The organism is Microbacterium sp. GXF0217 (assembly GCF_054798195.1).
The window spans coordinates 205,413-230,192 of record NZ_JBSJZG010000007.1; the positions used below are offsets into that span (position 1 = coordinate 205,413).

General features: G+C 69.0%; 21 protein-coding genes. 10 read left to right on the forward strand and 11 right to left on the reverse strand.

The features are described 5' to 3' along the window. Window positions 1-21 precede the first annotated feature (21 nt). From ACWAT3_RS15075 to manA, 4 genes are all read right to left on the reverse strand, one after another. Window positions 22-1,398: a DUF5719 family protein gene (locus ACWAT3_RS15075; RefSeq protein ID WP_460799715.1), complete on the reverse strand. Its 1,377-nt coding sequence runs from the start codon at window positions 1,396-1,398 to the stop codon at window positions 22-24. Then, on the reverse strand, window positions 1,398-4,550 hold the full coding sequence (locus ACWAT3_RS15080) for a glycosyltransferase (protein WP_460799717.1): 3,153 nt from the start codon (window positions 4,548-4,550) through the stop codon (window positions 1,398-1,400). The genes ACWAT3_RS15075 and ACWAT3_RS15080 overlap by 1 nt, the downstream gene beginning before the upstream one ends. A gap of 73 nt (window positions 4,551-4,623) precedes the next feature. Further along, window positions 4,624-4,941 (reverse strand): WhiB family transcriptional regulator, encoded by a 318-nt coding sequence (locus ACWAT3_RS15085; RefSeq protein WP_460799719.1) that lies wholly within the window; start codon window positions 4,939-4,941, stop codon window positions 4,624-4,626. 174 nt (window positions 4,942-5,115) lie between these two features. Next, complete coding sequence (manA, locus tag ACWAT3_RS15090) at window positions 5,116-6,222, reverse strand: mannose-6-phosphate isomerase, class I (protein ID WP_460799721.1); 1,107 nt, start codon at window positions 6,220-6,222, stop codon at window positions 5,116-5,118. 67 nt (window positions 6,223-6,289) lie between these two features. Here manA and ACWAT3_RS15095 point away from each other — a divergent pair, with 67 nt between their 5' ends. From ACWAT3_RS15095 to ACWAT3_RS15115, 5 genes are all read left to right on the forward strand, one after another. Continuing rightward, window positions 6,290-7,711 carry an O-antigen ligase family protein gene (locus ACWAT3_RS15095; RefSeq protein WP_460799722.1) on the forward strand — a complete coding sequence of 474 codons (1,422 nt, stop codon included), beginning with the start codon at window positions 6,290-6,292 and terminating at the stop codon, window positions 7,709-7,711. Next, window positions 7,708-9,006: an O-antigen ligase family protein gene (locus ACWAT3_RS15100; RefSeq protein ID WP_460799724.1), complete on the forward strand. Its 1,299-nt coding sequence runs from the start codon at window positions 7,708-7,710 to the stop codon at window positions 9,004-9,006. The genes ACWAT3_RS15095 and ACWAT3_RS15100 overlap by 4 nt, the downstream gene beginning before the upstream one ends. A gap of 124 nt (window positions 9,007-9,130) precedes the next feature. Beyond that, complete coding sequence (locus tag ACWAT3_RS15105) at window positions 9,131-11,041, forward strand: glycosyltransferase (protein WP_460799726.1); 1,911 nt, start codon at window positions 9,131-9,133, stop codon at window positions 11,039-11,041. Further along, window positions 11,038-11,994, forward strand: coding sequence for a glycosyltransferase (locus ACWAT3_RS15110; protein WP_460799727.1), 957 nt, complete (start codon window positions 11,038-11,040; stop codon window positions 11,992-11,994). Before ACWAT3_RS15105 ends, ACWAT3_RS15110 begins: the two co-directional genes overlap by 4 nt. Continuing rightward, window positions 11,994-12,641, forward strand: coding sequence for a hypothetical protein (locus ACWAT3_RS15115; RefSeq protein WP_460799728.1), 648 nt, complete (start codon window positions 11,994-11,996; stop codon window positions 12,639-12,641). Before ACWAT3_RS15110 ends, ACWAT3_RS15115 begins: the two co-directional genes overlap by 1 nt. Before the next feature lie 38 nt (window positions 12,642-12,679). On the opposite strand, the gene ACWAT3_RS15120 is transcribed toward ACWAT3_RS15115, so the two are convergent. The 3 genes from ACWAT3_RS15120 to glf are packed head-to-tail and all read right to left on the reverse strand — an operon-like array spanning window position 12,680 to window position 15,378. Further along, the gene (locus ACWAT3_RS15120; protein ID WP_460799729.1) at window positions 12,680-13,414 is read right to left on the reverse strand and encodes an ABC transporter ATP-binding protein; all 735 of its coding nucleotides are present in this window, start codon (window positions 13,412-13,414) and stop codon (window positions 12,680-12,682) included. After that, a complete protein-coding gene (locus tag ACWAT3_RS15125; RefSeq protein ID WP_460799731.1) occupies window positions 13,414-14,232 on the reverse strand; it encodes an ABC transporter permease in 819 nt (272 codons plus the stop codon). Before ACWAT3_RS15125 ends, ACWAT3_RS15120 begins: the two co-directional genes overlap by 1 nt. Window positions 14,233-14,241: 9 nt before the next feature. Beyond that, a complete protein-coding gene (gene glf / locus ACWAT3_RS15130) occupies window positions 14,242-15,378 on the reverse strand; it encodes a UDP-galactopyranose mutase (protein WP_460799732.1) in 1,137 nt (378 codons plus the stop codon). Between the two features lie 88 nt (window positions 15,379-15,466). On the opposite strand from glf, the gene ACWAT3_RS15135 reads away from it, so the two are divergent. The 3 genes from ACWAT3_RS15135 to ACWAT3_RS15145 are packed head-to-tail and all read left to right on the forward strand — an operon-like array spanning window position 15,467 to window position 18,596. Beyond that, on the forward strand, window positions 15,467-16,348 hold the full coding sequence (locus ACWAT3_RS15135) for a glycosyltransferase (RefSeq protein WP_460799734.1): 882 nt from the start codon (window positions 15,467-15,469) through the stop codon (window positions 16,346-16,348). Between the two features lie 41 nt (window positions 16,349-16,389). After that, window positions 16,390-17,523, forward strand: coding sequence for an NAD-dependent epimerase/dehydratase family protein (locus ACWAT3_RS15140; protein WP_460799736.1), 1,134 nt, complete (start codon window positions 16,390-16,392; stop codon window positions 17,521-17,523). Beyond that, window positions 17,520-18,596, forward strand: coding sequence for an acyltransferase family protein (locus ACWAT3_RS15145; RefSeq protein ID WP_460799737.1), 1,077 nt, complete (start codon window positions 17,520-17,522; stop codon window positions 18,594-18,596). Before ACWAT3_RS15140 ends, ACWAT3_RS15145 begins: the two co-directional genes overlap by 4 nt. Here the strand turns inward: ACWAT3_RS15145 and ACWAT3_RS15150 are convergent. Genes ACWAT3_RS15150 through ACWAT3_RS15160 form a run of 3 tightly spaced genes read right to left on the reverse strand, consistent with a single transcriptional unit; the run spans window position 18,587 to window position 21,506 of the window. Further along, window positions 18,587-19,330, reverse strand: a complete 744-nt coding sequence (locus tag ACWAT3_RS15150; protein WP_460799739.1) for a glycosyltransferase — start codon at window positions 19,328-19,330, stop codon at window positions 18,587-18,589. The two genes, ACWAT3_RS15145 and ACWAT3_RS15150, sit on opposite strands and share 10 nt — an antisense overlap. Beyond that, window positions 19,327-20,541, reverse strand: a complete 1,215-nt coding sequence (locus tag ACWAT3_RS15155) for an MATE family efflux transporter (RefSeq protein ID WP_460799741.1) — start codon at window positions 20,539-20,541, stop codon at window positions 19,327-19,329. The genes ACWAT3_RS15150 and ACWAT3_RS15155 overlap by 4 nt, the downstream gene beginning before the upstream one ends. After that, complete coding sequence (locus ACWAT3_RS15160) at window positions 20,538-21,506, reverse strand: glycosyltransferase (protein ID WP_460799743.1); 969 nt, start codon at window positions 21,504-21,506, stop codon at window positions 20,538-20,540. Before ACWAT3_RS15160 ends, ACWAT3_RS15155 begins: the two co-directional genes overlap by 4 nt. A 124-nt stretch (window positions 21,507-21,630) precedes the next feature. On the opposite strand from ACWAT3_RS15160, the gene ACWAT3_RS15165 reads away from it, so the two are divergent. Continuing rightward, entirely contained in the window at window positions 21,631-22,662 is a 1,032-nt protein-coding gene (locus ACWAT3_RS15165) for a glycosyltransferase (protein WP_460799744.1), read from the forward strand. Here the strand turns inward: ACWAT3_RS15165 and ACWAT3_RS15170 are convergent. Continuing rightward, a complete protein-coding gene (locus ACWAT3_RS15170; RefSeq protein ID WP_460799746.1) occupies window positions 22,640-24,598 on the reverse strand; it encodes a DUF6541 family protein in 1,959 nt (652 codons plus the stop codon). The genes ACWAT3_RS15165 and ACWAT3_RS15170 overlap by 23 nt on opposite strands. 125 nt (window positions 24,599-24,723) lie before the next feature. Between ACWAT3_RS15170 and ACWAT3_RS15175 the strand changes: the two genes are divergently transcribed. Further along, window positions 24,724-24,780: sugar phosphate nucleotidyltransferase (locus ACWAT3_RS15175; protein WP_460799759.1), on the forward strand; the 57-nt coding region annotated here is incomplete at its 3' end.

Sequence of the window (24,780 nt, forward strand, 5' to 3'; positions counted from 1 at the left end):
CGGCTGACCGAGCCGCGGCGACTACGGGTAGACCGTGATCTCGCGCTCCTCGTCGCCCGCCTGCGCCACCGGCCATCCGGCCAGGCGCCCCGGCTCCGCCATCGTGACCGCTGCGGTGACGTCGGCATCCGACGAGAGCCGGTAGACGGTCGCCGCGCGCACCGAGACCAGCTCGGCCGACCCTGCGGGCACCATGATCTGCCGCTCGGTTCCGCCGATCGCCGACAGCACGACCGTGGCATCCTGCTCCGTGCTGTTCACGAGGTGCAGCTTCGGTGATGGTCCTGCGGGGACGGCGAACAGCGTCTCCTCCAGCTCGGACGCCGGCGTCATCCACGCGAAATCGGTTCCTGGCCCGGTGCCCTCGCTCTGCCAGATGGCGGCCACGACCGGTGTTCCTGCGGTCACCTGGACGCTGTAGGTGCCGAGCTCGAGGTCGGCCAGTGCGACATCGAGCGGAGTGCCGGCGGTGAGCGGCACCACGAACGCCGCCGCCGTCGCGCCGGTCTCGTCACGGACGACCACCTGCGCGTCGGTGTCGACATCCGGTGCCAGCAGACGGATCGCGTTCGTCGCCGTCCCCTCGGTCGGCGCCGCGACGATCTGAACACCGGCGAAGCGCACCATCTGGGATGCCTCGATGGCCGACGCCTGCAGGTCGGTGCCCGCGGGGTCGAGGGTGCGCGTCAGCGCCGACTGCAGCACGGCGCGCACGGGTGCGCCCTCGGCCGTGACCCGGACCACCGGGTCCTCGGCATCGGCCGCGATGGAGGCGAACGGCAGCGCGATCTGCGTCGCCGCCGGAATCACGTGCGTGACCGGGTTCGATCCCCCGCCGTACACGGTGAGGGTCACCGTCGCTGGTACGGCACCGGGGTTGGAGAGCACGAGCACGTCGTTGGCGCCGGTCTCGACCGATCCGCCGACGATCCAGGACTGCGTGGCCGCCGGCGCGCACGGCGCGGCGGCGAGGCCGGAGAGATCCTCCTCGGCGAGCACCAGCGACTCGGATGCCGCGATCTCCGCACTCGTGCGCTCCTGAACCACGCCGGTGAACACCGCGGCGCCCTCGCCGCCGACGAGATCCGGCGTGGCGATCGTGCTCTGCGCGGGTGCGGTCGGCTCGCCGTCGACCGTGATGCGCCCGACTCCGGCCGCCTGCATCTGGTCCGCGCTCTGGGACTCGCGACCCAGGGCGCGGAACGGACCGGTGCACACCAGGACGGGGTCACCGGGCACCGTCGCGACCTGCGTCGACGCGGCTGTGGTCTCGATATCGGGCCAGGGCGCCACGATCGCCGCACCGGCGCCGACGACGCAGCCGACCGCGACGACGGCGCCGACGAACAGTCGCGCCCCCGTGGTGACGACCGTGATCGCACGCTTTCTGGTGGCCATCAGCGGTCCTCCTCTGGCTTGTCGGCCTGTCGGGGCTCTTCGGTGGGCGGTTCAGCGGTCACTCGCGGCGCGTCCGCTTCCGAGGGTGCGTCGGCGTCGGAGGGCGCATCCGCGCCGGAGGGTGCCTCGGCGGGATCGGCCGGTTCGTCGACGGCGCCGGTCTCGGTCGCTGCAGGCTCCACGGCCGTGGCGGGCTCGACGGCCGGGGCAGGCTCGTCGGTCGCGGGCTCCTCCTCGACGAACGACTCTGCGGGGATCGTCGCCGCATGCTCCTGCACCGCGGCATCCGCTTCGTCGTGCGCGGCATCGCCGCCGTGGTGCCGTACCGGCGTCAGCGGCTCCTCCGGCGCTTTGCCGACGACGCGCGAGATCGCGCGCGCAGCGCGCCTCGAGGCTCGCGTCGGTACCGCGAGGAGCAGCGCCGCGAGGACCACCAGCAGCTGCAGCGCCGTCGCCGAACGCGCAACGCCGTGATCGTCTCCGGCCTGCGCGGCACGTGCGGCACCGTCGGTGCCGGAGTCCTCGAGACGCCACAGGACTCCGACGCCGGCGACGTCGCCTCCTCGGACGAACCCGGTGCGCTGATCGAGCGCGATCACCGCGTCGAGACGGAAGCCCTCCGCCCCGGCATCCGATCCGGCTGGGAGCTCGTCGAGCAGGACGAAGTCGATGCCGAGCTCGGCGAGCTCGGTCGCCGCGTCGAAGTCGCGCGAGGAGACGAGATCCACCGCGAGCGCGCTGACGTCGGTGCCCTGCACCTCGGTAGCCGTGCTGAGGATCGTGGTCTGCGCGCCGAGGGTCTCGCTGGCGCCCCACACGACGCGCGTCGCGGCGCTGTCCTGCCCGAGCGGCGTGATGATGAGCGTTCCGAGATCCTGGTCGCCGCGCGCATTGGCCGCGATGAGGGCCGGTAGGGTGCTTCCGGATCCCTCGGCCAACGCAGTGCGCCCGGCGTGCACCGCCGTCAGTGCCGGTACGGCGGCGACCGCGAGCGCTGCGCCGGCGACGATCAGCGCGATCGTGCGCAGCAGCGGCAGGGCGATGAGCGTGTCGAGCGCGACGGCTGCGGCACCCACGACGCCGATCCACGCGAGGCTCAGAGCCGCCCCCGGCCAGATCGGCGATGGCGTGCCCTGTACGAAGCCGATCGCGACGCCGACGACGAGCATGGCGCTCGCGAGACCGACAGCGGCGACCGCGAGGAGCACGAAGCCTGCGCGCCAGCGCGGCGCGAGAGCCGATGCGAGGGCGAGCAGCACCAGCGGGACGAGCAGCAGCGGCGCCCACGCGGCGATCGCGGGGTCGAGGACCTGCGCCCAACCGGCGAGATCGGCGGTCGGGAACCCCGTCGCGAGCAGCGTCCGACCGGCGGCATCCGCCTGCGCCTGCGGCGACAGCCAGAGGTAACCGGGGTCCGCGACGATCGCCAGGAGCTCGCCGCGGCCGAGGCGCCAGAGCAGCATCGGCAGGAACATCACCAGCGTCGGGATCAGCAGCCACACGATGCGCACGGCGCCGCGCAGCCGTCGCTGCGCCAGCACGATGATGAGCGCGATCACCCAGATGACGGCCAGCGCTGGTGCAAGAGACGGCGAGGCGGCGACCACTCCCACCAGCAGCAGGGATGCCGCCCCCGCGGCGCCCCACGAGCGATGCGCGACCGCCGCGCTGTGGAACAGCCACGGCAGCAGCAGGTGGACGATGACCGCGGCAGGGCGTCCCTCGATGAGCGCGGTCAGGAAGGTCGGAGCCAGGGCCCACGCGATGCCGACGAAGATGCGCAGTCCGGCACGATCCGTGATGCGCGTCGCCGCGAACCAGCCGCCCAGCACGGCCAGCGGCAGTGCCAGCAGCCAGAGCAGGACGAGCGCATACGACGGAGCACCCGGCCACAGCGAGCCGAGCACCGCCACAACGGCGGCGAAGGGATCGGCGGGTCCCGTGACGCCGACGCCGAGTCCGCGAAGACCCCACGTCGCGTCCTCCCAGAGGCCGGCAAGCGTGTCGCGCATCGGCAGGAGTCCGCCGCCGGTGATGCTCTGCCAGGCCAGGAGCGACGTGAACGCCGCGATGCTGACGATCACGCCGGCGAGCACCGCCCACGCGCCGCCCCCGGAGAAGAAGCGGAGCTCGCTGACCGCGCCGCGTTCGCTGCCGTGACCGTCGTCGAGGCGACGACGCAGCTGCGAGCCGGTCACTCTCAGCGGCGCGATGCTCGACCAGCCGGCCGACCGGAAGGCCCGGATCCTCCCCCGTGCTCTCGCGACGGCGCCGAAGCGCACCATCGCGGTCGCCGCGGCGGCCCACTCGGGCAGCACCGCGGCCGGCCGCTTGCCGATGAGGTGGACGATCGTGCGCCACAGTGCAAGCGGGAGCAGCGACAGCCAGTGCAGCGGCACGGCGATCACGGGCGCGTAGGCGAGACGCCGGTGCAGCTGCGCCAGCCGCGTGACATACGCGCGCTGGGACGGACGCTGCGGGAGCGCCGCCGGCCCGTCCGGTTCGACGCGGATGCGGGCGTCGGCGTTCAGGACGACGCGCCCGCCGCCCAGCCGCGCCCTGACACCCAGGTCGAGGCCTTCGTCCGCGGGGAGGGCGTCGTCGATCGTGAGATGCTGCCGCACCTCGGCGCGGATCAGGATGCCGCGCACATCCGCGCCCAGTGCTTCGTCGGCGCCGTCGTGCTGCCCCTGGTCGAGCTCGTTCGCCGCCAGTTCGACCGACCGGCCGAAGGTGGTCATCGTCTGCCCGAAGGAGACGATCTCGCGATCGTCGTCCGAGCGGACGAGCTTCGGCGCGGCGATGGCAGCAGACGGCGAGCGCTCCAGCGCTCCGGCGAGCTGCGCGAGTGCTCGAGGGGCCGGCGCGCTGTCGTGCGTCAGCAGCCAGAGCGCGCTGTCCTCGGGGATGCGCGCCGTCGCGAGAGCGACCGCGTCCGCGAAGGACGTCGAATGCCTCGCCTCGATGATCGCATCAGCGATCGCCGCGACCACCGGACTCTCGCGAGCGGTGGTGACGTCGCCGCAGACGACGAGGGTCACCGCATCGGGGCGGCGGGTCTGGGCGTTGAGCGCGTCGATGGTTCGCAGCAGCTGCGCGCGGGCGGTGGCGCCGGAGCGCGCGACGATGACGGCATGAAGTCGGGCTGGCATGGCGTGGTCAGCCTAAGCGCCAGGTGTCGTCGTCGCGCTCACCGTCACCGGCGCGCCCGCGAAGCGATGCGGGTCAGCTCGCGCGACGCTTGAGCTTGCGGCGCTCCCGCTCGGAGAGTCCGCCCCAGATGCCGAAGCGCTCGTCGTTGCCGAGCGCGTACTCGAGGCATTCGCCGCGCACGTCGCACGAGGTGCAGATGCGCTTGGCATCACGAGTCGAGCCGCCCTTCTCGGGGAAGAACGCCTCCGGATCCGTCTGCGCACAGAGTGCATCCGTCTGCCAGGCGAGCGTGTTCTCTTCTTCAGCCTCGGCGCGCCGCACCCCGGGAACCCCGAGGTTCACTGGATCGACGAACCAGTTCTCGGGAACGTCGGAACGGTAACCCGTCATGTCGCTCTCCTTGCCCTGTCAGTTGCCCCCCACCGGGCCGTGCTCAACTAATTACACCCGTGTCATTCGCCCTGGTCAAGTCGCGGAGAATAAACCCTCAAGCCGGTCTTGAAGGTTTTTGAGCGCTCATCGGCGTGTCGCACCGGGCGTGTCGACCCGCGTGTGCAGATCTGCTCAACCGGGCTGGGCGATGAACGCCTCGCCGGTCCCTGCGAGCGTGAGCACGGCTTCGTCGGCGGCGAACAATGCCGCGCCGACAGCGACGTCATGCGGCTCGGCATCCGCTCCGGCGACGGAGACGGAACCGGCAGTGACGAGCACCATCGCCGGCGACTGCACGTCGATGGCCACCGGCTCCCCCGTCAGCGTCACGCGCCGGAGAGCGAAGTCGTCGACGCCGACCGGGTAGGACGTCACTGCCGCACCCTCGGGCGACAGCACCGGGACGACACCAGGGGTCGCATCCACGATGCGCATCAGCTCGGCGACATCGATGTGCTTGGGCGTGAGGCCCCCGCGCAGCACGTTGTCGCTGGCGGCCATGATCTCCACACCGAGACCCGACAGATACGCATGCAGCAGACCCGCGCGCAGGAAGATCCCTTCGCCCCTGCGCAGCACGATGTGGTTCATCAGCAGCGCGACGACGACGCCGGGGTCAGACGGGTAGCGCTCCGAGACGACGCGGATCGCCCGCAGGGTGTCGTCGAACTCGGAATCGGATGCCGAGGCGAGCGCCGCGGAGATCTCGGCGACCTCGGCCGCGGCCTCCCCGGACAGCAGCCAGGCGATCGCGCGGCGCAGGCCGTCCTCGCCGAGGAGTCGCTCGCGCAGCGCCTGCACGCCCGCGCCGTCCCCGAGCACGTCGAGCAGACGCAGCGTGTCAGCGACGGGTCGGAGCCCGCCCAGCGCTTCGAAGCGCTCGCTCAGGGCGACGATGAGCTCGGGCTTGTGGTTGTCGTCTCGGTAGTTGCGCGTCGGGTCGTCCGCGGCGAGATCCGCTTCGCGCGCCCAGCCGTCCTGCGCCTGCGCGATCGTCGGGTGCACCTGGATCGACAGGGGCCCGCCGGCCGCGAGGATCTTGAGGAGGTACGGCAGGGAGCCGCCGGTGACGGCATCCAGAGTGCCTCCGCCGGCGACGTCGGCCGGGTCGCCGGGGTGGTCTCCGAACCAGACCTCCGCCTCCGGCGCACCGGAGGGGGCGCGGTTCTCGAGTTCGGCGATGAGGAAGGTCGATCCCCACGCGTAGTCGCGGGGCACGTTCGAGAGGCTCAGCAGCATGCCTCCAGCGTAGAGGCCGGGCTCGATCACAGCGGATGCCGTGACCTGCGCGGTAGCCTGATTCCCGATGGCGCAGTACACGAAGCATCCCGTGACAGCCCCGCCCACCGCGCCGGAGCGCGAGTCGACGGGGCATCTGCTGCTGCGCGGCTACATCGTGCTCGTGCTGATCGCGGTGTTCGCGCATTCCGCGGTCTACAACCTGGTCGGGAAGATCGGCGCCGGCGTCGTCATCGTCGTGCTGACCCTGGCGACGCTCGGGATCGGCGTCCCGATGCTCGCCCGTTCCCGCCCCGCTCCGTTCCTCTGGCGGCGGCTGCCCTGGGCAGCCCTGACCTATGCGGCCTTCGCTCTGCTGTCGGTGATCTGGTCCGGCTGGCGGGTCCCGACCCTGATCACCTGGGTGCTGCTCGCGGCCGTGACCGTTAACGCCCTGTTCATCGCGCACGCTCTCAGCTGGCACGAGATCATCCGCGCGATCGCGTCGGCGTTCAAGTGGATTCTCGGCCTGTCGCTCGCGATCGAGCTCTGGGCATCGCTCATCGTGCACGGGCCGATCCTGCCGAACTTCGCCGACCTGCCCAGTGGCGATCTCGATGCGCAGTGGTACTGGGTGCGGGACAACCTCTTCGACGGCGGGCGCCTGCAGGGCATCGTGGGCAACGCGAACCTGCTCGCGTTCATCTCGCTGCTCGCGATCATCGCCTTCGGCATTCGCTTCGCTCTCGGGGCGCGCTGGCGGACGACGCTCGGACTGTGGATTCTGCTGGCCGCGTACTTCTTCGTGCGCGCCTCCTCGGCGACCGCATGGATCTGCGCGGTCGCTGCCGCGGCCGTCCTCGCCGTGGCGCTGATCATGCGCCGCACGACGACGCCGCGCGGGAGGGCGAAGGTGTACGCCTGGAGCCTCGGCATCCTCATCGTCGGCGTGGTCGCTGCCCTCCTGCTGTACCGTCCGATCCTCGCGGCCCTCGGCCGTTCGGCCGATCTCACCGGGCGCAGCGACAAGATCTGGGGTCCCGTCCTCGAGAAGGCGTCGACCAGCCCGGTGGTCGGACGGGGATTCTCGAGCCCGTGGATCCCCTCGGATCCGGCGTTCGACGGGTGGATCACCGACCACGGCATCACGGTCTTCCACGCGCACAACATGTGGATCGACGTGCTGTTCCAGCTCGGCATCATCGGACTCGTGCTCATGGCCATCGCCTACGGCGCACTGCTGTGGCGGTCGTGGTTCTTCGCCGTCGATCGGCCGCGGTGGGACCTGCGCGCCGATCGCCCGTACTCCCCCGTGACGCTCCTGCCGATCCTGTACACGACCGTGCTGCTCGTACAGGGGCTCAGCGAGTCCACCCCGATCATGCTCTGGGGATGGCTGCTGCTGGTGCTGCTGTCGTTCAAGATGAAATCCGTCCCGCTGGTCGGCGTGGGCCTCAGCGAGCAGGTCCGCATCACCGAACGCGGCCGCGGCGCCCGGCGGGTCCCGTGAGCCGTCTGAGCAGCGTGACGAAGCTCCTCGGCTCCGTCGAGATGGCGAGGGCGTTCACGCTGACGGCGCTGCTGGCCGTCTTCGGATCGTTCGCGATCGCGCGCCTGACCTCAACCGTGACGCTGGCGACCATCGTCTTCGCGCTGTGCACCGTGGGCGTCGCGATCCTGACGGTACGACGCGAAGAGCTGTCGATGCTGCGGGTGGCGCCGTCCTCTCTGCTGGCCTTCCTCGCGCTCGCGCTCATCAGCGTGATCTGGACGACGGACCGCAGCGACACCGTGTTCGGCTGGCTCGCGCTGCTGGGCTACGCCGTCCTGGCGATCACGATCGGTCACATCAGGGACACGCTGCAGACGGTCCGCGCGATCGGCGATGCGCTGCGGGTGGTGCTGTCGATCTCGCTCGGTCTCGAGATCCTCTCCGGCGTCCTGCTCGACCTGCCGATCACGTTCCTGGGCGTCGAGGGCGCCCTCGCGACAGGCGGACCGATCCAGGGGATCTTCGGCACGCGCAACATGCTCGGCTTCATCGCCGTGATCGCACTCATCACGTTCGTGATCGAGTGGCGCACCCAGTCCGTGACCTCCCCCGTCGCCGTCCCATCGATCGCGCTGGCCGGATTCCTCGCGCTGCTGTCCGCATCCCCGACCGTGCTCGTGCTGGCCGCCGGTGTCGGCGTCGCCACGGCGGCGCTCACGATCGTGCGTCACACCGCGCCCGCGCACCGGGCCGTCGTCCAGTGGGTGCTCGCCGCGCTCGCGACCGCGGCGCTGGCCGTCGCCTTCCTGCTGCGGCATCCGATCATCGCCTGGCTCGGAGCCGGGTCCGATTTCTCGATGCGGGCCGACCTCTGGAACCGCATCCTCGACTTCGTGGCGATCAAACCCCTGCAGGGGTGGGGCTGGTTCGGCCCCTGGCAGCGCGGCGAGTATCCGTTCAACTACCTGAACTACCTGCTCGATCAGCAGCATGCGACCGCGCTGAACGCGTACTTCGACGTCCTGCTGCAGCTGGGCGCTGCCGGCCTCGTGCTGTTCGTGCTGCTGGGCGGCGTCGCGCTCGTGCGATCCTGGCTGGTCGCCAGCTCACGGCGCTCGACCGTGTACGCGTGGACGCCGCTCATCCTGGTGACACTCGCCATCGACTCGATGTTCGAGAGCTTCACCCTGTCGGATGTGGGCTGGTTCATGCTCGTACTGTGCGCGCTGCGCGCCGGCCAGTCCCGATCCTGGCGGGAGAACATCGACGCGGCGCAGACCGGTGTGATCCCGACGCTTCCGCCGCAGCGCTGATCCTGCCCTGACCAGCCACGGCTCCGGTGATCCTGAGGTCGGCCAGGTAGGCTTGCTCTGCTCGCCTGAGCCGCCTGTCGGCATGCCGTGTCGGCGAGCGCCGCCCACCCGGAGAGATCATCACGTGACCCACGTCCTGCAGAACGTCGTCTTCCCGCTCGATCGTGACCCCGACCTGCTGCCGCTGTACGCCGACCCGGAGACGTGGTCGACCATCGAGGGCGAGGCCGTCCGGGTGTCCTCCCGCGCGCACCTGGGGAACATCCTCGGACGCAACAGGGCGCGCATCGTCGCCGGACGACGCGTCTCGCTCGGCACGTACTTCAACGCGTTCCCTGCGTCGTACTGGCAGCACTGGACGAGTGTGCGCGATGTGCGTCTCACCGTGCACACCAACGGACCGGCGACCGTCCTCGTCTACCGCTCGAACGGCGCAGGAGTTCAGCAGCGCGTGGCGACGCAGGAGGTCACCGGCGATGCCACCAGCAGCTTCGACCTGTCGCTCACGCAGTTCAGCGACGGCGGCTGGATCTGGTTCGACGTGGTCGCCGACGAGAAGCACGCCGTGCTCGAAGGCGCCGAATGGACGACTGAGCAGGAGCCGACCCGCACCGGCAAGGCGTCGATCGGCATCACGACGTACAACAAGCCGGACTACTGCGTCTCGACGCTCACCGCTCTGGCCGATGCCCCCGAGGTCCTCGAACTCGTCGATCGCATCTTCCTGATCGATCAGGGCACCCAGCTCGTCGCCGAGGAAGACGGATACGACGTCGTCGCCGAGCGTCTCGGAGACACGCTCGACATCATCCGCCAGCCCAACCTGGGCGGCTCAGGGGGCTTCGCCCGCGCGATGCACGAGACGCTGCAGCGGCCGGAGAGCGATTTCGTCCAGCTTCTCGACGATGACGTGCGCATCGAGCCGGAGTCGCTGCGCCGCTCGATCATGTTCGCCCGCTTCGCGACGAACCCGGTCCTCGTCGGCGGGCACATGTTCGATCTGCTCGACCGTCCCAAGCTGCACGGCTGGGCCGAGGTCGTCGACCGGGTGCCGTTCATGTGGCGCAACCTCTATCAGGAGGAGATGCCGCACGACTTCGGCGCGGCCAACCTGCGTCAGACCCCGCTGCTGCACATGCGCATGGATGCCGACTACAACGGCTGGTGGATGTGCCTGATCCCGCTGGACGCGATCCGCGAGGTCGGCTTGTCGCTCCCGGCGTTCATCAAGTGGGATGACGCGGAGTTCTGCCTGCGCGCCGGCGAGGCCGGCTTCCCAACCGTCTCGATGCCCGGCGTCGCGCTGTGGCACGTGTCGTGGGTCAACAAGGACGACTCGATCGACTGGCAGGCGTACTTCCACGCTCGCAACCGCATCGTCGCGGCCCTCCTGCACTCCGGGGTCTCCCGCGGAGGACGATTGATCCGCCACAGCAGACGCGTCGACCTCAAGCACCTGATGATGATGCAGTACTACCCGGTGGCGCTGCGCGCTCAGGCGCTGCGCGATGTGCTGTCCGGGCCCGATCACATGCGCGGCAACCTCGCGACCGCGATGCCTGCCGCCCGAGCACTGGCCGCCGAGTACCCCGAGACCGTCGTGCACCGCGACCCATCGACGGTGCTGCACTCGCGCCGCGGCCGCCAGGTGTACAAGCAGCTGAAGAAGAACGAGTTCGACAGCCCGACCGGCCTGAAGCTGCGCTGGTTCACCCTGTCGACGCTCATCTCGCACTGGCTGCACCGGCCGGACCCGGCCAATGTCGCCCAGCCGGAGGTGGAGTTCGGCAAGGGAGACGCCCACTGGTGGCGTCTGCCGCTGTTCGACAGCGCTCTGGTGAGCGCCGCCGACGGGTCCGGCAAGAACATCTACACCCGCGACCGCGCCCGCTTCCGTCGCATGCTCCGCGAGACGATCAGCCTGCATCGTCAGCTGCAGCGCCGCTGGCCGGAACTGCAGCAGCAGTACCGCGGCGCGCTGCCCGGCCTCGTCTCGGACAGCGCATGGCAGCAGACCTTCGAGGAGAAGGCATGACCCCCGCCGTGTTCGATCCGGCCTCGGCGACGATCGTCATCGTCACGTTCAACCGTTCGCATCTGCTGACGGGGCTCCTGCGCAGCATCGAGGGAATGGATCCGAAACCCGGCCACGTCGTCATCATCGACAACGCCTCATCGGATGACACCACCGACGTCGTCGAGTCGTTCCGCGATTCGATCGGCACCGAGATCGTCTATCGCCGCCTCGAGGAGAACACCGGCGGATCCGGCGGCTTCAGCGAGGGCATGCGCACGGCGTACGAGCTCGGCTCCGAGTGGATCTGGATGATGGACGACGACGTCGAGGTCGTCCACGACGGACTCGCCAGGATGGGCGCGTGGACCCCCCGGTTCAAGAGCATCCAGGGACGTCGGTACGACTACGACGGCAGCGAGTTCTACTGGCAGTACAAGATCGCCGAGCGAATGGGCATCCCGATTCCCTTCGCTCCGGCGGGTTTCGATGCGTCCGGGTTCAAGGAGATGAACAGCGGATGCTTCGAGGGCATGTTCATCCACCGCTCGATCGTGCAGCAGATCGGTCTCCCCGACCCACGGTTCTTCATCTACTGGGACGACCAGACCTACGGCTGGCTCGCGTCGCGCCGGACGACAGCGGTGATCGTGAACGAGTTCGTCCTGCGACGCACCCGTGAGATCCGGCAGTGGGACATGGGCGTGCGGCACCTGAATGCGTCGAGCAACGCCTACCGCTACTACATCATGCGCAATCGCGCCTACATCAAGCAGTACTACCGCGTGAACCGCGTGTACAACCCGGTGCTGTTCGGGCTGGGAACCACCGCGACGTTCTTCAAGGAACTGATCCGGCTCGTCTTCGTCGAACGCACCGTTCGCGGAACGAGCAACCTCTTCCGCGGCATCCGTGACGGCGGCAGGCTCGGCCGTGACCGGAGCTGGAAGCCGATGCCCCCGCTGGAGGCGTGATGACGAACGAACCGCATCCCTCGGACTCGCCTCAGCAGGAGGCCGTCTGGTACTTCCCGCCGAAGAAGAACAGCAGCGGCAAGATCTGGCTGATCTCGGCGCTCGCGGGCATCGCCCTCGCGATCGCCGTGGTCTTCCTCGTCTTCGTGCTGCCGAGCGCCTTCGGACCCGAGGCATCGCCCTCGCCGACGCCGACCGACTCGGCAAGCCCGAGTCCGAGCCCGACGGCGACAGAGACCCCGACGCCGACGCCCACTCCGACGCCGACCGTCACGCCCGCTCCGACACCGACGCCGACGCCGGCACCCGAGGACTCAGCTCCCCCGGTTCCCGATCCGGGTGTCGGCGATTTCGCCGCCCAGGTGCAGCCGGTGATCGACGACGCCGCGACCGGTCTGCAGTACGCCGCCGAGGCGGGCGGCGAGCAGGCAGCGAACGACGTCGGCCTGCTCCGTGAGGATGCCGAGCGACTGTCGGACACGCCTCCGCCGAGCTCGATCGCCGCTGACTGGGCGAGCGGTGTCTCGAACTACCTCTCCGCGCTCGACAACCTGCAGAACGCGTACCGCAGCGGCGGGGACACCACCGGCGCCCAGAGCACCGCGACATCCGCGCTGCAGACGCTGCGCGACATCGCCGGGATCTGATCCGGTCCGACAGTCTTGAAGGGCCTGACGCCCGGGTGTCAGGCCTTCAGATCGGCGTTGTAGCTGTCCAGCACGTCCTCCAGCGGGCCGTCCAGCACGAGCCCGCCGCGGTTGAGGTACAGACCACGCGTGCAGAACCGTCGCAGGTCGCGCTCATTGTGGCTCACGAAGAACATCGTGCGGCCCTCGGCGAGCAGCTCGTCGATGCGGCGGTAGCACTTCTCCTTGAAGCCCTTGTCGCCCACGGCGAGCACCTCGTCGACGAGGAGGATGGGCTCGTCGAGCTGCGAGACGACGGAGAATGCGAGCCGGACCTTCATGCCGTTGGACAGGTGCTTGTACGGCGTCTCCTCGAAGCCCTCGAGCTCGGCGAAGTCGATGATGCCGTCGTAACGGCTCGCGATCTCCGCACGGGACATGCCGTGCAGTCCGGCCATCATCCGGACGTTCTCGCGCACCGTGAGGTCGTTGACGAACCCGCCGGTGAGTTCGATCAGCGGGGCGACCCCGCCGTTCACACGGACAGTGCCCTCGTCGGGGAGCAGAACGCCGGCGACCAGACGCAGGAGCGTCGACTTGCCCTGTCCGTTGCGTCCGACGACGCCGATCGACTCGCCCGGCTGCACGGTGAAAGACACATCGCGCAGCGCCCAGAACTCACCGGGACGCGACCGTCTGGTCGCATCGGCGAAGATGTCTTTGAAGCTCCGCCGTCCTCGGCGGCTGCGTCGGAACCGGACGCCCAGCCCCTGCACTTCGATCGCGGGACCCATCACAGCTCCTTCAGCACGGTGCGCTCGAGCGAGCGGAACGCCCAGATCCCGAGCGCCAGGATGCCGAGGCTGACCGCCACGCTGATGGCGACGGCGACGGGCTCCCACTGGTCGGGGAAGAAGGCCATCCGGTAGAGCGTCATGATGCCCGCGAGCGGGTTGAACGCGCCGAGCGTGTCGAAGGGCGCGGGGAGATCCTGCACACCGTAGATGATCGGCGAAGCGTAGAACAGCGCGCGCAGGATCAGCGCGGTGGTGCGCTCGAGATCGTTGTACAGCACGCACAGCGGAGCGATGAGCAGACCGAGGCCCACGAGGAGCACGACCTGCAGCAGGATCGCCACAGGGAACCACAGCAGGCCCCAGCCGATGTGCACGACCTTGTCCGGGTCCGTCTCGACCACCAGGTTGATGATCACGAACATCGCGAGCACCGGCAGCGAGAACAGGAACTCCATCCCCTTGCTCAGCACGGTCCGGTTCACCCAGATCGATCGAGGGATGTTCGTCGAACGGACCAGGCGCGCCTCTTTCTTGAAGGCCCTGGTGAAATCCGACACGGCGACGCTGAACCACACCCACGGCAGCAGTGCGGTGATGAGGAACACGATGTACGGCTCTTCACCCACCGAGCGGTGGAACACCTGCGTGAACACGAACCAGTAGATCAGGCTCATGACCAGAGGATCCAGCACCGACCAGAAGTAGCCGAGGAAGCTGGTCGAGTAGCGGACCTTGAGATCGCGGGCCGACAGCAGCCACAGCGAATGCAGGTATCGCCGGGGCGTCCCCGGCGCCCCGACTGCAGCGTGACTCACAGTACGAGTCTAGGAGAGGGTGTTGTTCCACATGGACAGGGCGGAGCCGATGGCCATGTGCATGTCGAGGTACTGGTACGTGCCCAGGCGTCCACCGAAGTGGACGTCCTTCTCGCCCTTCGCGAGCTCACGGTACGCGAGCAGCCCTGCCCGGTCGTCGGCCGTGTTCACCGGGTAGTACGGCTCGTCGGTGCGTTCCGCGAACCGGGAGAACTCCCGCATGATGACCGTGCGGTCCTGCGCGAAGACGTCCTTGCGCTCCGGGTGGAAGTGCTTGAACTCATGGATGCGCGTGAACGGGACGTTCATGTCCGGGTAGTTCATCACGCTCGTGCCCTGGAAATCACCGATCTCCAGGACCTCTTCCTCGAAGTCCAGCGTCCGCCAGCTCAACGCCCCCTCCGTGTACTCGAAGTACCGGTCCACCGGACCCGTGTACACGATAGGCACCTGACCGACCATCGCCTTCTTGTTCAATGGCTGCGACTCATCGAAGAAGTCCACATTCAGCTTCACCTCGATGTTCGGATGATCCGCCATCCGCGACAGCCACGCCGTGTACCCGTCCGTGGGAAGCCCCTCCCACGTGTCGTTGAAGTACCGGTTGTCATACGTGTACCGCACCGGCAACCGGCTGATGATGTCCCCGGACAGCTTGTGCGGATCCGTCTGCCACTGCTTCGCCGTGTAATCACGGAAGAACGCCTCGAACAGAGGCCGCCCCACCAGAGCGATGCCCTTCTCCTCGAAGTTCGCCGCCGTAGCGACATCGAACTCCCCCGCCTGCTCCCGCACCAGCGCACGCGCCTCAGCCGGCGAATACGCCGCCTGGAAGAACTGATTGATCGTGCCCAGATTCACCGGCATCGGGAACACCACATCCTTGTGGTTCGTGTACACCCGATGCACATAGTTCGTGAACGACGTGAACCGGTTCACGTACTCCCACACCGTCGCATTCGACGTGTGGAACAGATGCGCCCCATACCGGTGCACCTCGATCCCCGTCGACCGCTCCGCCTCACTGTACGCATTCCCACCGATGTGATGACGACGATCGATCACCGTCACCTTACGCCCCGCATCCGCAGCACGCTCAGCAACAGTGAGACCGAAAAAACCCGACCCGACGACAAGGAGATCCATAACACCATCGTATCCAGGCACGGCAGTGAAGCTTCTGCGCGCCCGCCTCCGGGGGCCCTTCGGGATCGCCACCTATGATGTTCCTGCCATGACTCTGCAGATCTTCATTCCCTACTGGGGGGAACCGGGCCTTCTCTTCGACGCGATCGACTCCGTCCGCGCCCAGCGCAACCCGGATTGGGACCTGACGATCATCGACGACTGCTACCCGGACGAGTCTGTGGGCGAGCGGCTGCGTGCAGAGACCGATCAGCGGATCACCTACATCCGCAACGAGACCAACCTCGGCATCACCGAGAACTACCGCGAGGCGATCCGCCGTGCGAGCGGCAGGCACGTCGCGATCCTCGGCTGCGACGATCTGCTGCACCCCAACTACGTCGACGTGGTCACGGGCATCCTCGAACGGCATCCGGATGCGGATGTCGTCCAGCCCGGCGTGCAGGTGATCGACGAGCACGGCACCGTGGTGATGCCGCTCGCCGACCGGATCAAGCAGCGGATGCTGTCGCCGCGCGCCGAGACCGTGCTGACCGGCGAGGAGATGGCCACGAGTCTGCTGCGCGGCAACTGGCTGTACTGGCCGTCGCTCACGTTCCGCACCGACACGCTGCGCAGGGTGGATTTCCGGGATGGCCTCCCGATCATCCAGGACCTCGCACTGCTCGTCGACATCGCGTTCCAGGGCGGCTCGCTCGCCTTCGCACCGACGCTCGCGTTCTCCTACCGGCGTCACAGCGGGAGCGCGTCGCAGAAGACTCTGCTGGACGGCCGCCGATTCAACGATGAGCGCACGTATTACGCGACCGCACGGCGCCAGGCCGAGGCGAAGGGCTGGAAACGCACCGCTCGAGTGACCCGGATGCGACTCATGGCGAGGTTGCACGCGATCACGGAGCTCCCGGGGGTTCTCCGGCACGGCACCTCCGCTGGGCTAAAGTCGACTCTGGCCCACATCTTCGCCCTGTAGCCACGCGTGCGAGGTGGTGCCCGATTGGAGAGACTCACCTCATGGCCGACCACGTCCTGATCACCGGAGGCGCCGGCTTCATCGGCACTCGTCTCGCGCAGCGCTTCGTCCGCGCCGGACACCGCGTCACCGTGCTCGATTCCCTGCTCCCCCAGGTGCACGGCGATGACCCGGAGGCCTCTCCGCTGCTGCGTTCGCTGGACGGCATCGCGACGGTCGTGCGCGGCACGGTCGCCTCGAAGGACGACCTCCGCGCGGCGCTGAACGGTGTGAACACCGTCATCCATCTGGCCGCAGAGACCGGCACCGGCCAGTCGATGTACGAGATCGACCGCTACGTCGAGACGAACGTCGGCGGCACCGCGAAGCTGCTCGACCTCCTGACGAACGAGCCGCACGAGGTGCGGCGCATCGTGATCGCCTCGTCCCGCTCGATCTACGGCGAGGGCGCCTATCGCACCGCCGACGGACGCACGGTCTACCCCGAGCACCGCGCGGATGCCGACATGGCCGCCGGCGACTTCGACGTGCACCACCCGGGCGAGGGCGAGCTGGAACTGATCCCCACCGACGAGTCCGCGCTCCTGCACCCGTCGTCCCTGTACGGCATCACGAAGCAGATGCAGGAGGCGATGATCATGACCGTCGCCCCGACCATCGGCATCGAGCCGGTGTCAGTGCGCTACCAGAACGTGTACGGACCCGGTCAGTCGCTCAAGAACCCCTACACCGGCATCCTGTCGATCTTCTCCACCCTGATCCGACAGGGCAAGGAGATCAACATCTTCGAGGACGGCGAGGAGAGCCGCGACTTCGTCTACATCGACGACGTGGTGGAAGCGACGTTCCTCGCGGCGACCGAGAGCGCGGCGGCCGGCGAGATCCTCAACGTCGGCTCCGGCGTCGGGACCACGGTCAACGAGGTCGTCGCCGCACTGTTCGCCGCCCTCGGGCGCGAGGTGCCGACCCGGATCTCCGGCAACTACCGCCTCGGAGACATCCGCCACAACATCGCCGACACCTCGCGCATGACGCGGGTCCTCGACTTCACCCCGCAGGTGCCCTTCCGCGACGGCGTCGCCGCATTCGCGGAGTGGGTGCTGACCGAGCCGATCGAGCAGGATGCCTATCAGCGTTCGCTCGACGAGATGGCGCAGCGGAACCTGCTGAAGTGAGCACCGACCTGACGACGCCCCGGGAGTTCCCGTTCCGGACCAACAGCCTGAACCTGTTCCGGTTGATCCTGGCGTTCCTCGTGCTGGTCGCGCACGCGTTCTACACCGCCGGTCTCGACTGGGCACCCGGCTTCAACGGCGAGAACCTCGGCGGCTGGGCGGTCATCGGCTTCTTCGTCATCAGCGGCTTCCTCATCACGCGATCCCGGCTCCGGACGGATGCCGGTGCGTTCCTCGTGCATCGCATCGCGCGGATCATGCCGGCGTTCCTCGTCTGCCTCGTCCTGACCGCCGCGGTATTCGGGCCGATCGCACAGCTCGCGACGATGGGGACGCTCTCCGGCTACGTCACGACGCCGACGACTCCGCTGGAGTACATCTGGGGCAACCTGTTCCTGCACATCGATCACTACGCGATCGGATCGTCGCTGAGCACGCTGCCCTATCCGGATGCCTGGAACGGCTCGCTGTGGACGCTGTACTTCGAGTTCATCTGCTACCTCGTCGTGTGGGTGCTCGGCGCGTTCGCGATCTTCCGCCGCTCAGTGCTGCTGACACTCGTGCTGTGGGTCGGCGCCGTCGCCGTGCGTGCGGCGACGGCCGCAGGGCTGTCCGGCGGCCTGGACGGGGATTTCGATCTCCTCGCACGTCTGCTGCCATACTTCCTCGGCGGATCCCTCGTGTACCTCGTCGTGCAGCGCTGGGGATTCATCCCGCTGATCGGCATCCTGTCGATCCCGGTCGCCGCCGCCCTCATGGTCTTCGTCCCGGTGCTCGGCGGCCCGCTGGCCGCTCCCCTGCTCGGGTACGCCCTGCTGTACCTGTCGACCGTGGTCCCGCAGCCGGAGTGGATCGCGCGGAACGACATCTCGTACGGCTTCTACATCTACGCCTGGCCCATGCAGCAGCTGGTCTACGTCTTCGGCGGCGCGCAGTTCGGCGTCCTGGTGTACATCCTCATCACCACGGCACTGACGAGCCTGCTCGCGATGGCGAGCTGGTTCATCATCGAGCGGCCCGTCATGCGGCTCGCCAGGCACCGCCCCGCGCGCGCGGTGCCCGCTCAGGCCTGAGCGCGCACCCGATGCCGCGCCTCGCGCCAGAGGCGCAGGAGCAGGACGCGCGAACGCAGGGCCGGCAGGATGCCGCGCGGACGCTCGCTCGACGCGTTCTGGTCGTGGACGCGCCGCCGCAGCGTCGGCTGCCGGACGTGCACGAGTTCGCCAGCGGCGTTAGCGACGGTCGCGATCCACAGGTCGTGCGACTCGTCCAGCCCCGCAGGGAACGGCGTCGCGAGCGACAGGAAGTCGCGACGGATCGCCATCGCGCATCCGAAGTACGGCGCGTCGCCGATCAGGATCTTGACCTGATTGCGGCAGCGCTGTGCGCCTCCGCCCGTGCGCAGCATCCAATCGCGGCGTGTCAGCGGAGACCGCAGCGGTGCGCCGGTGGACAGCAGGACCAGGTTGGATGCCGCGACGGCGCGTTCCTCGAGCGCGGCGACGAGTAGAGCGCGCCGTCCGGGGATCCAGACGTCGTCCTGGTCGGCGAGCATGAGGACATCGCCGGTGGCGCGCATGAGCGCCTCCTCGAACGAGCGCACGTAGCCCTGATTGACGTCGCGGGCGAACACCCGCACGCGCTGATCTTCGTAGGCCTCGAGCAGCGCGACCGTGTCGTCCGACGAGGCGTCGTCGACGATCACCACCTCGTCTGCGGGTTCGAGCTCGGCGAGGATGGAATCCAGCTGCTCCCGCACGTACCGTGCGCCGTTGTACGTCGCCATGCAGACGCTCACCGTGGTCATGCCGGCATCCTCCGCTCCGCCAGTGCTCGCCGCAGGACGAACAGCTGGTACCCGGCCACGCACAGCTCCGACACGGCCACCGACCACGCCACCAGCGGCAGCGAGCCGAGCGCAGCGAACAGCAGGATCAGGGGCGCACCGACCAGCGCACCGACCAGGGTCGACACGGCGAGCGCCGAGACGCGGCCCAGCACGACGAGACAGGCGTACCCGACGACCGCGGCGATGCCGATCCCGAGGAAGGCCACCCCGAGCGGGGTCGATAGTTCCAGCGGCACCTGGGTCTGGAAGCCCGAAAGCGGCAATGAGAGCACCGGCGACAGAACCGCGATCGCGAGACCGCCGAGCGCCGCGATCCCCGCGGCCGCCCCCGTCGCCGTCCTGCACCGCGCCGCGAGATCCGCTCCGGGTTCGGGAACCCAGCTCTGGAAGAACTGCTGGACAGGCTGGAACGCCACTGACGCGTACCGGAACAGCCGGTCGGCGACGCCGTAGACGGGCACCGCGGACGGCAGGAAGATCTGCAGGGCGATGAGAGGGAGATTCACATACCCGGTGCTCGTGAGGGTCGCGAGCACCGCGTGGCGCTGCGCCATCAGGGCATCGCGCCACGGGACGGGGGCGGGACCGACGGGCGCGCCGCGCAGGATGACGACCGCCGACAGCGAGATGCCGACGAGATAGCCGATGCCCTGACCCACGAGGTAGGCCCACAGCTCCCCCGTCACGACGGCACCGATGATGCCGAGGACTGCACCGCCGATGAACGGCAGCGTGTCGAAGCGAATGAGCCGAGAAGGGCTCCCGGTGCCGATGAAGTACCAGGCGGCACCGACGCTGGGCAGCAGGTAGACGAGCGCCCCCAGGAGCGAGTCGAGCCACAGGCCGCGCGTTACCAGGCCGAGGATGACGAAGACGACGGGGAAGGTGAGGACGTAGAGCACCGTGCGGATGCGCAATGACGAGCGGTAGAAACCGGTGCGCTCGTCGGCGGACATCGATGCGACGCTGGCCGCTCCCGTCGCCCCCCACCCGAACGACACCACGATCCCGCCGAACTGCGCGACGCTCTGGATGACCGCGAGGATGCCCCACGTCTCGCGGCCGAGCGCCTGGTTCAGGATCGGCATCGAGGCCACGCCCACGATCGTGACGATGATGACCGACATCGTGAACCCGCTCAGCCGCCCGGCGACCTGCCCGCGACTCACGCGTCTGCACTCCCGTCGGGCGCAGGCGCCACCGGCGCCGCGGACCAGCAGATCGTTCCTGCGATCTCGCGGAGCCCCTGCGGCATCGCGCCCATCCGACCGCGCACCGCGGCGACCACGGCGACACGGAACACCCGCCACATGGCTCGCCGCGGTCGGGCGACCCGCAGGACGTCGAAGAAATGGATGCTGTCGAACAGCGTGTCACGCAGCATCCGCACCGGCATGGCGCCGAAGTACTCGCAGTCGAGCACCAGGCGGTTGCGGACCCGGTAGTAATAGCGGAACGGCGTGCTGAGTGTCAGCACCGGCGGGATGCCCGGTACCCGCACCGGAACTCCGAAGAGGGTGCGCTCGTACGCTGCGCCGAGGGCGTGGCCGAGGCGAACGCCCTCGGCGGCGAGCACGGCGAGCCCCGCGCGTACGAGGCGCAGCTCGAACTCGATGTCGACGAGGTCGATGAAGAAGTCCTCGCGCAGCGCACCGACGTCATCCAGCACCGCGATGGGGATGAGCATGCCGGACTGGATGACCTCGGCTGCGGGGGCGTAGCCGTGGTGCGACTCCCCCCTGGCCTGCCGTACGCCGGCGAAGTACTCGGGCACGATGACCCCGAGACGGGCGCCATCGGCCTCCGCCGCATCGGCTGCGGCGAGCAGGCCGGTGACGAGACCGGCCGGTGCGTGGGAGTCCTGGTCCATCGTGAGCACGTGCGTCGCGCCGCTGTCGCGGGCGAGGGAGATCGCACGGTTCAGGGCGGCGGCGATGCCGGCGTTGCGGTCGAGCCGCTGCACACGGGCGCCGAGTTCGGAGATCCGCTCGAGCGCGGCATCCGCTCGTGTTCCTGATCCGTCGTCGACGACGATGACCTCATCGACCTGAGCGAGCACGGAGGCGACAGCCTGCACCGCGCCGTCAGCGGGGCCGAACGTCGAGAACACGGCGACGGTCCGGCGCACGGTCACGGACGGACCCCGTCCCCCGGCCGAGGGCTCTGACGGCGGGGTTCGGTCATCCCAGAGAGCACATGCATCGCTCACCTAGACTAGCCTCAACGCCGACTGCGCGCCTGAGGAGGACGGCCACTCGATGACAGCGGGACACCCCTCGGGGACCATCGTGATGGCGGCGTACCAGCCCGACCCAGAGCTGTTCCGCAGGCAGCTGCAGTCCCTGCGTGCGCAGAGCGTTCAGGACTGGACCTGCGTGATCTCGGTGGACGGCGACCGATCGCCCGTCGCGGCGCTCGTGGAAGAGATCACCGGCGGCGACGAGCGCTTCCTCGTGATCGGCGACGACCGTCGACGCGGGTTCTACGGAAACTTCGAGCAGGCGCTCGAGGCGGTCCCTGCGGATGCCGCCTGGGTCGCACTCGCCGACCAGGACGACCACTGGTATCCGCACAAGCTCGCGACGCTGCTCGCACTGCTCGACGACTGCTCGCTCGTCTCCGGCCAGGCGCGCCTCGTGACCTACCCGGACGGTGTCGAGCTCGGCGTCACGGACCGCGCCGACCACGGTGCAGCCTCCACCGTGCTCATCAACCAGTTCACCGGGTCGCTGTGCGTCTTCGAGCGCGCACTGCTGGAGGACGCACTGCCGTTCCCGCATCCGCCCTCCCGGGTGGCGACCCACGATCACTGGCTCGCCGTCGTCGCCGGCGCCCGCAGGGGCACGGCGATCGTCAATGAGATCGTCCAGGATTACGTCCAGCACGACGCGAACGTGTACGGCGACCCGAGCCGTGCCGGCGACACCGGTCTGCTCGCGCCGCTGCGCAACGCCCTGCGCCTCGCCGAACGCGTCGAAGGGTCGCGGTCACCCCTCGCGGTCGTGCGCATGACCTTCTGGACGTACGTGGGATGGCGGCAGCTCATGGTCGACGCGCTCGCTGCGCGGCGCGGGCCCGATGCGATCTCCGCGTCTCTCGCCGGCGGGTTCGGCCGCGGGCGGAGCTATCGCAAGCTGAACGCGCAGCTGGCCATCTCGGTGGCGCAGGGCGTGATCTCGTCCCGCTACGCGTGGGGGTACCGCGCGAGCTGGCTGGCCGGCGCGCTCATCGGCGGACGCCGCCGCGTCGACGCCGCTGTCGCGAAGGTCAGCCCAGCCCGCACGCCGTGATCTGATACAGCCGCGCATCGCCCTCGCTGTCGGCGAGCTCGACGACACCGGCATCCTCCAGGTCCTCGAGGCCGGGGAGCGGATGCTGGTCGGGGTGCACCTCGCGGTCACCGAAATCGAGCACGAACCCGACGTTCAGCGCGTCGACGGCATCGCAGACCTTTCCGTCCGTGAGGGCGTCGTCGAGGTGGTCGTTGATGAGCTCCATGTCGTCGGAGATGTCGACGAGCATGTGCGGCATGAGCACCTCACGGCCGCTGATCGCGTAGGCGAGCCCCGCGCCGGTGTACGGGTTGCCGGCGACGACCACGCCCTCCGGCACGGTCTTATCCAGGCGTTGGAGCAGCGTGAGCTCGTCCGAACTGAGCAGCACGGCGTCGTCGTCGAGGTCGAACACGTTCTGCGCGTAGACGATCGCCCTCGGCACCGCAGGCAGCGGGAACACGAGGAAGCCGATCGCCGCCACGGCGATGCCGACGACGATGCGCGCCCGTGTCGCCTCCGGCCGAGCGGCCGCCCAGCGTCGTGCGACGAGCTCAGCCGTCCGGGTGAGGCCGAACGCGGCCAGGGGCAGGAGCGCGATCGCGAACACCGATGCCAGCCGCTGCCAGTTGTTGTACCAGCTACCGGTCAGCGCATCGCGCAGATCCCACAGCGGCCCGCCGAACGAGGTCACGACGATGAACAGACCGAGCCCGATGAGCCACGAGGCCCCCATCACGATCGCCGTCGCGGTGCGCTCGCGGATCACCCACACCAGACCGATGAGCACGGCAAGTGCGACCGCCACGGCACTGATGCCGTAGTACATGGAGAGCTGCAGTCCTTCGGACAGCGCCTGCGCCTTGGGGAACGGCACCGGCCAGAGCCGTGCCGCTTCCGGGGGCCTGAGCACCTTCAGCAGCGCGAATCCCACGACGACGTAGCCGAGGAGGCCGACGCCGAGCCAGATGCGATCCCGCACCGCGGGCCTCGTCCGCCAGGTGCGCCACGCGAACACACCGACCATGGGCACCGACAGAGCGAGCCACGCGACGAAGCCGCCGGGGTGCGCGAGCGCGAGCCCCGGCAGGGCGCCGACGACGACGAATGCCCACCATCCGCGGCGCAGTCGCTCGGCATCCGATCCGATGCCGAGCACCGCGGCGGTCGCCGCGAGGACGAACGGAAGCATCGCGAGGGACAGCTGGAACGGGTAGAGGACTCCGTAGTCCATGGGCAGCAGCGGGAAGGTCGGGATCGAGACGCTCACGATGGCGGCCGAGACCATGGCGATGCGCGAAGCGCCGACCAGGACCCGCACGATCAGCAAAGCGCCGAGCGGCCAGATCAGGGCTGCGACCACGAGCGTCTGCGCGTTGACCACGACGGGGATGCTCGCGCCGCTGAGCTGTGCCACGATGCTCGCCGTGGCGTGCCACGCGGACGGATAGAACGGCAGCCCGCCGTTCGGGCTGGTCATCTGACCGAGTTCGAGCGGCGACGCCGCCGAGAAGTCGAGGATGTATCGGATCGCGTTCAGATGGAAGACGTTGTCGAACGTCTGCGAGATCGCCGTCGGCTGACCGACGACGAGGAACACCTGGATGGTGAGCACGACCGCCGCGGCCGCTGCGGCGCCGAACGTCCACCACCCGGCTCCGGGCCAACGTGCGCTCGGACGCCGCCACGAGACGGGCCGTCCGACGAGGTGCCGTACGAGCACGATGCCGCCCGCGATGATCGCGGCGACGGCGAGGCACGGCAGGATCGACCAGCCGATGCCCAGCCAACCGGCGATGACGCTCGCTCCCCCGATGACGGTGGTGGCGAACACCGGCGCGGCCGCAGCGGTCCAGAGGCCGCGCAGACCGATGAGGCGTGCCAGCGTCGCGCCGAGGACGGCGTAGAGCAGGACCAATACGGTCGCGGGCCAGAGCAGATCCAGCATTCCCATGTGTCTCCCCGACCCTCTCGCGCACGAACCGGATCAGGATATCCCGCGCGGATCGGCAACGCCTGACCACGCGCCACGGCCGGCCGGGCCCGTGGTCGCTCGCGCGCGTGTGACAACATAGAGGCGTGAAAGGCATCATTCTTGCGGGGGGTTCTGGGACGCGGCTGCACCCGATCACGTTG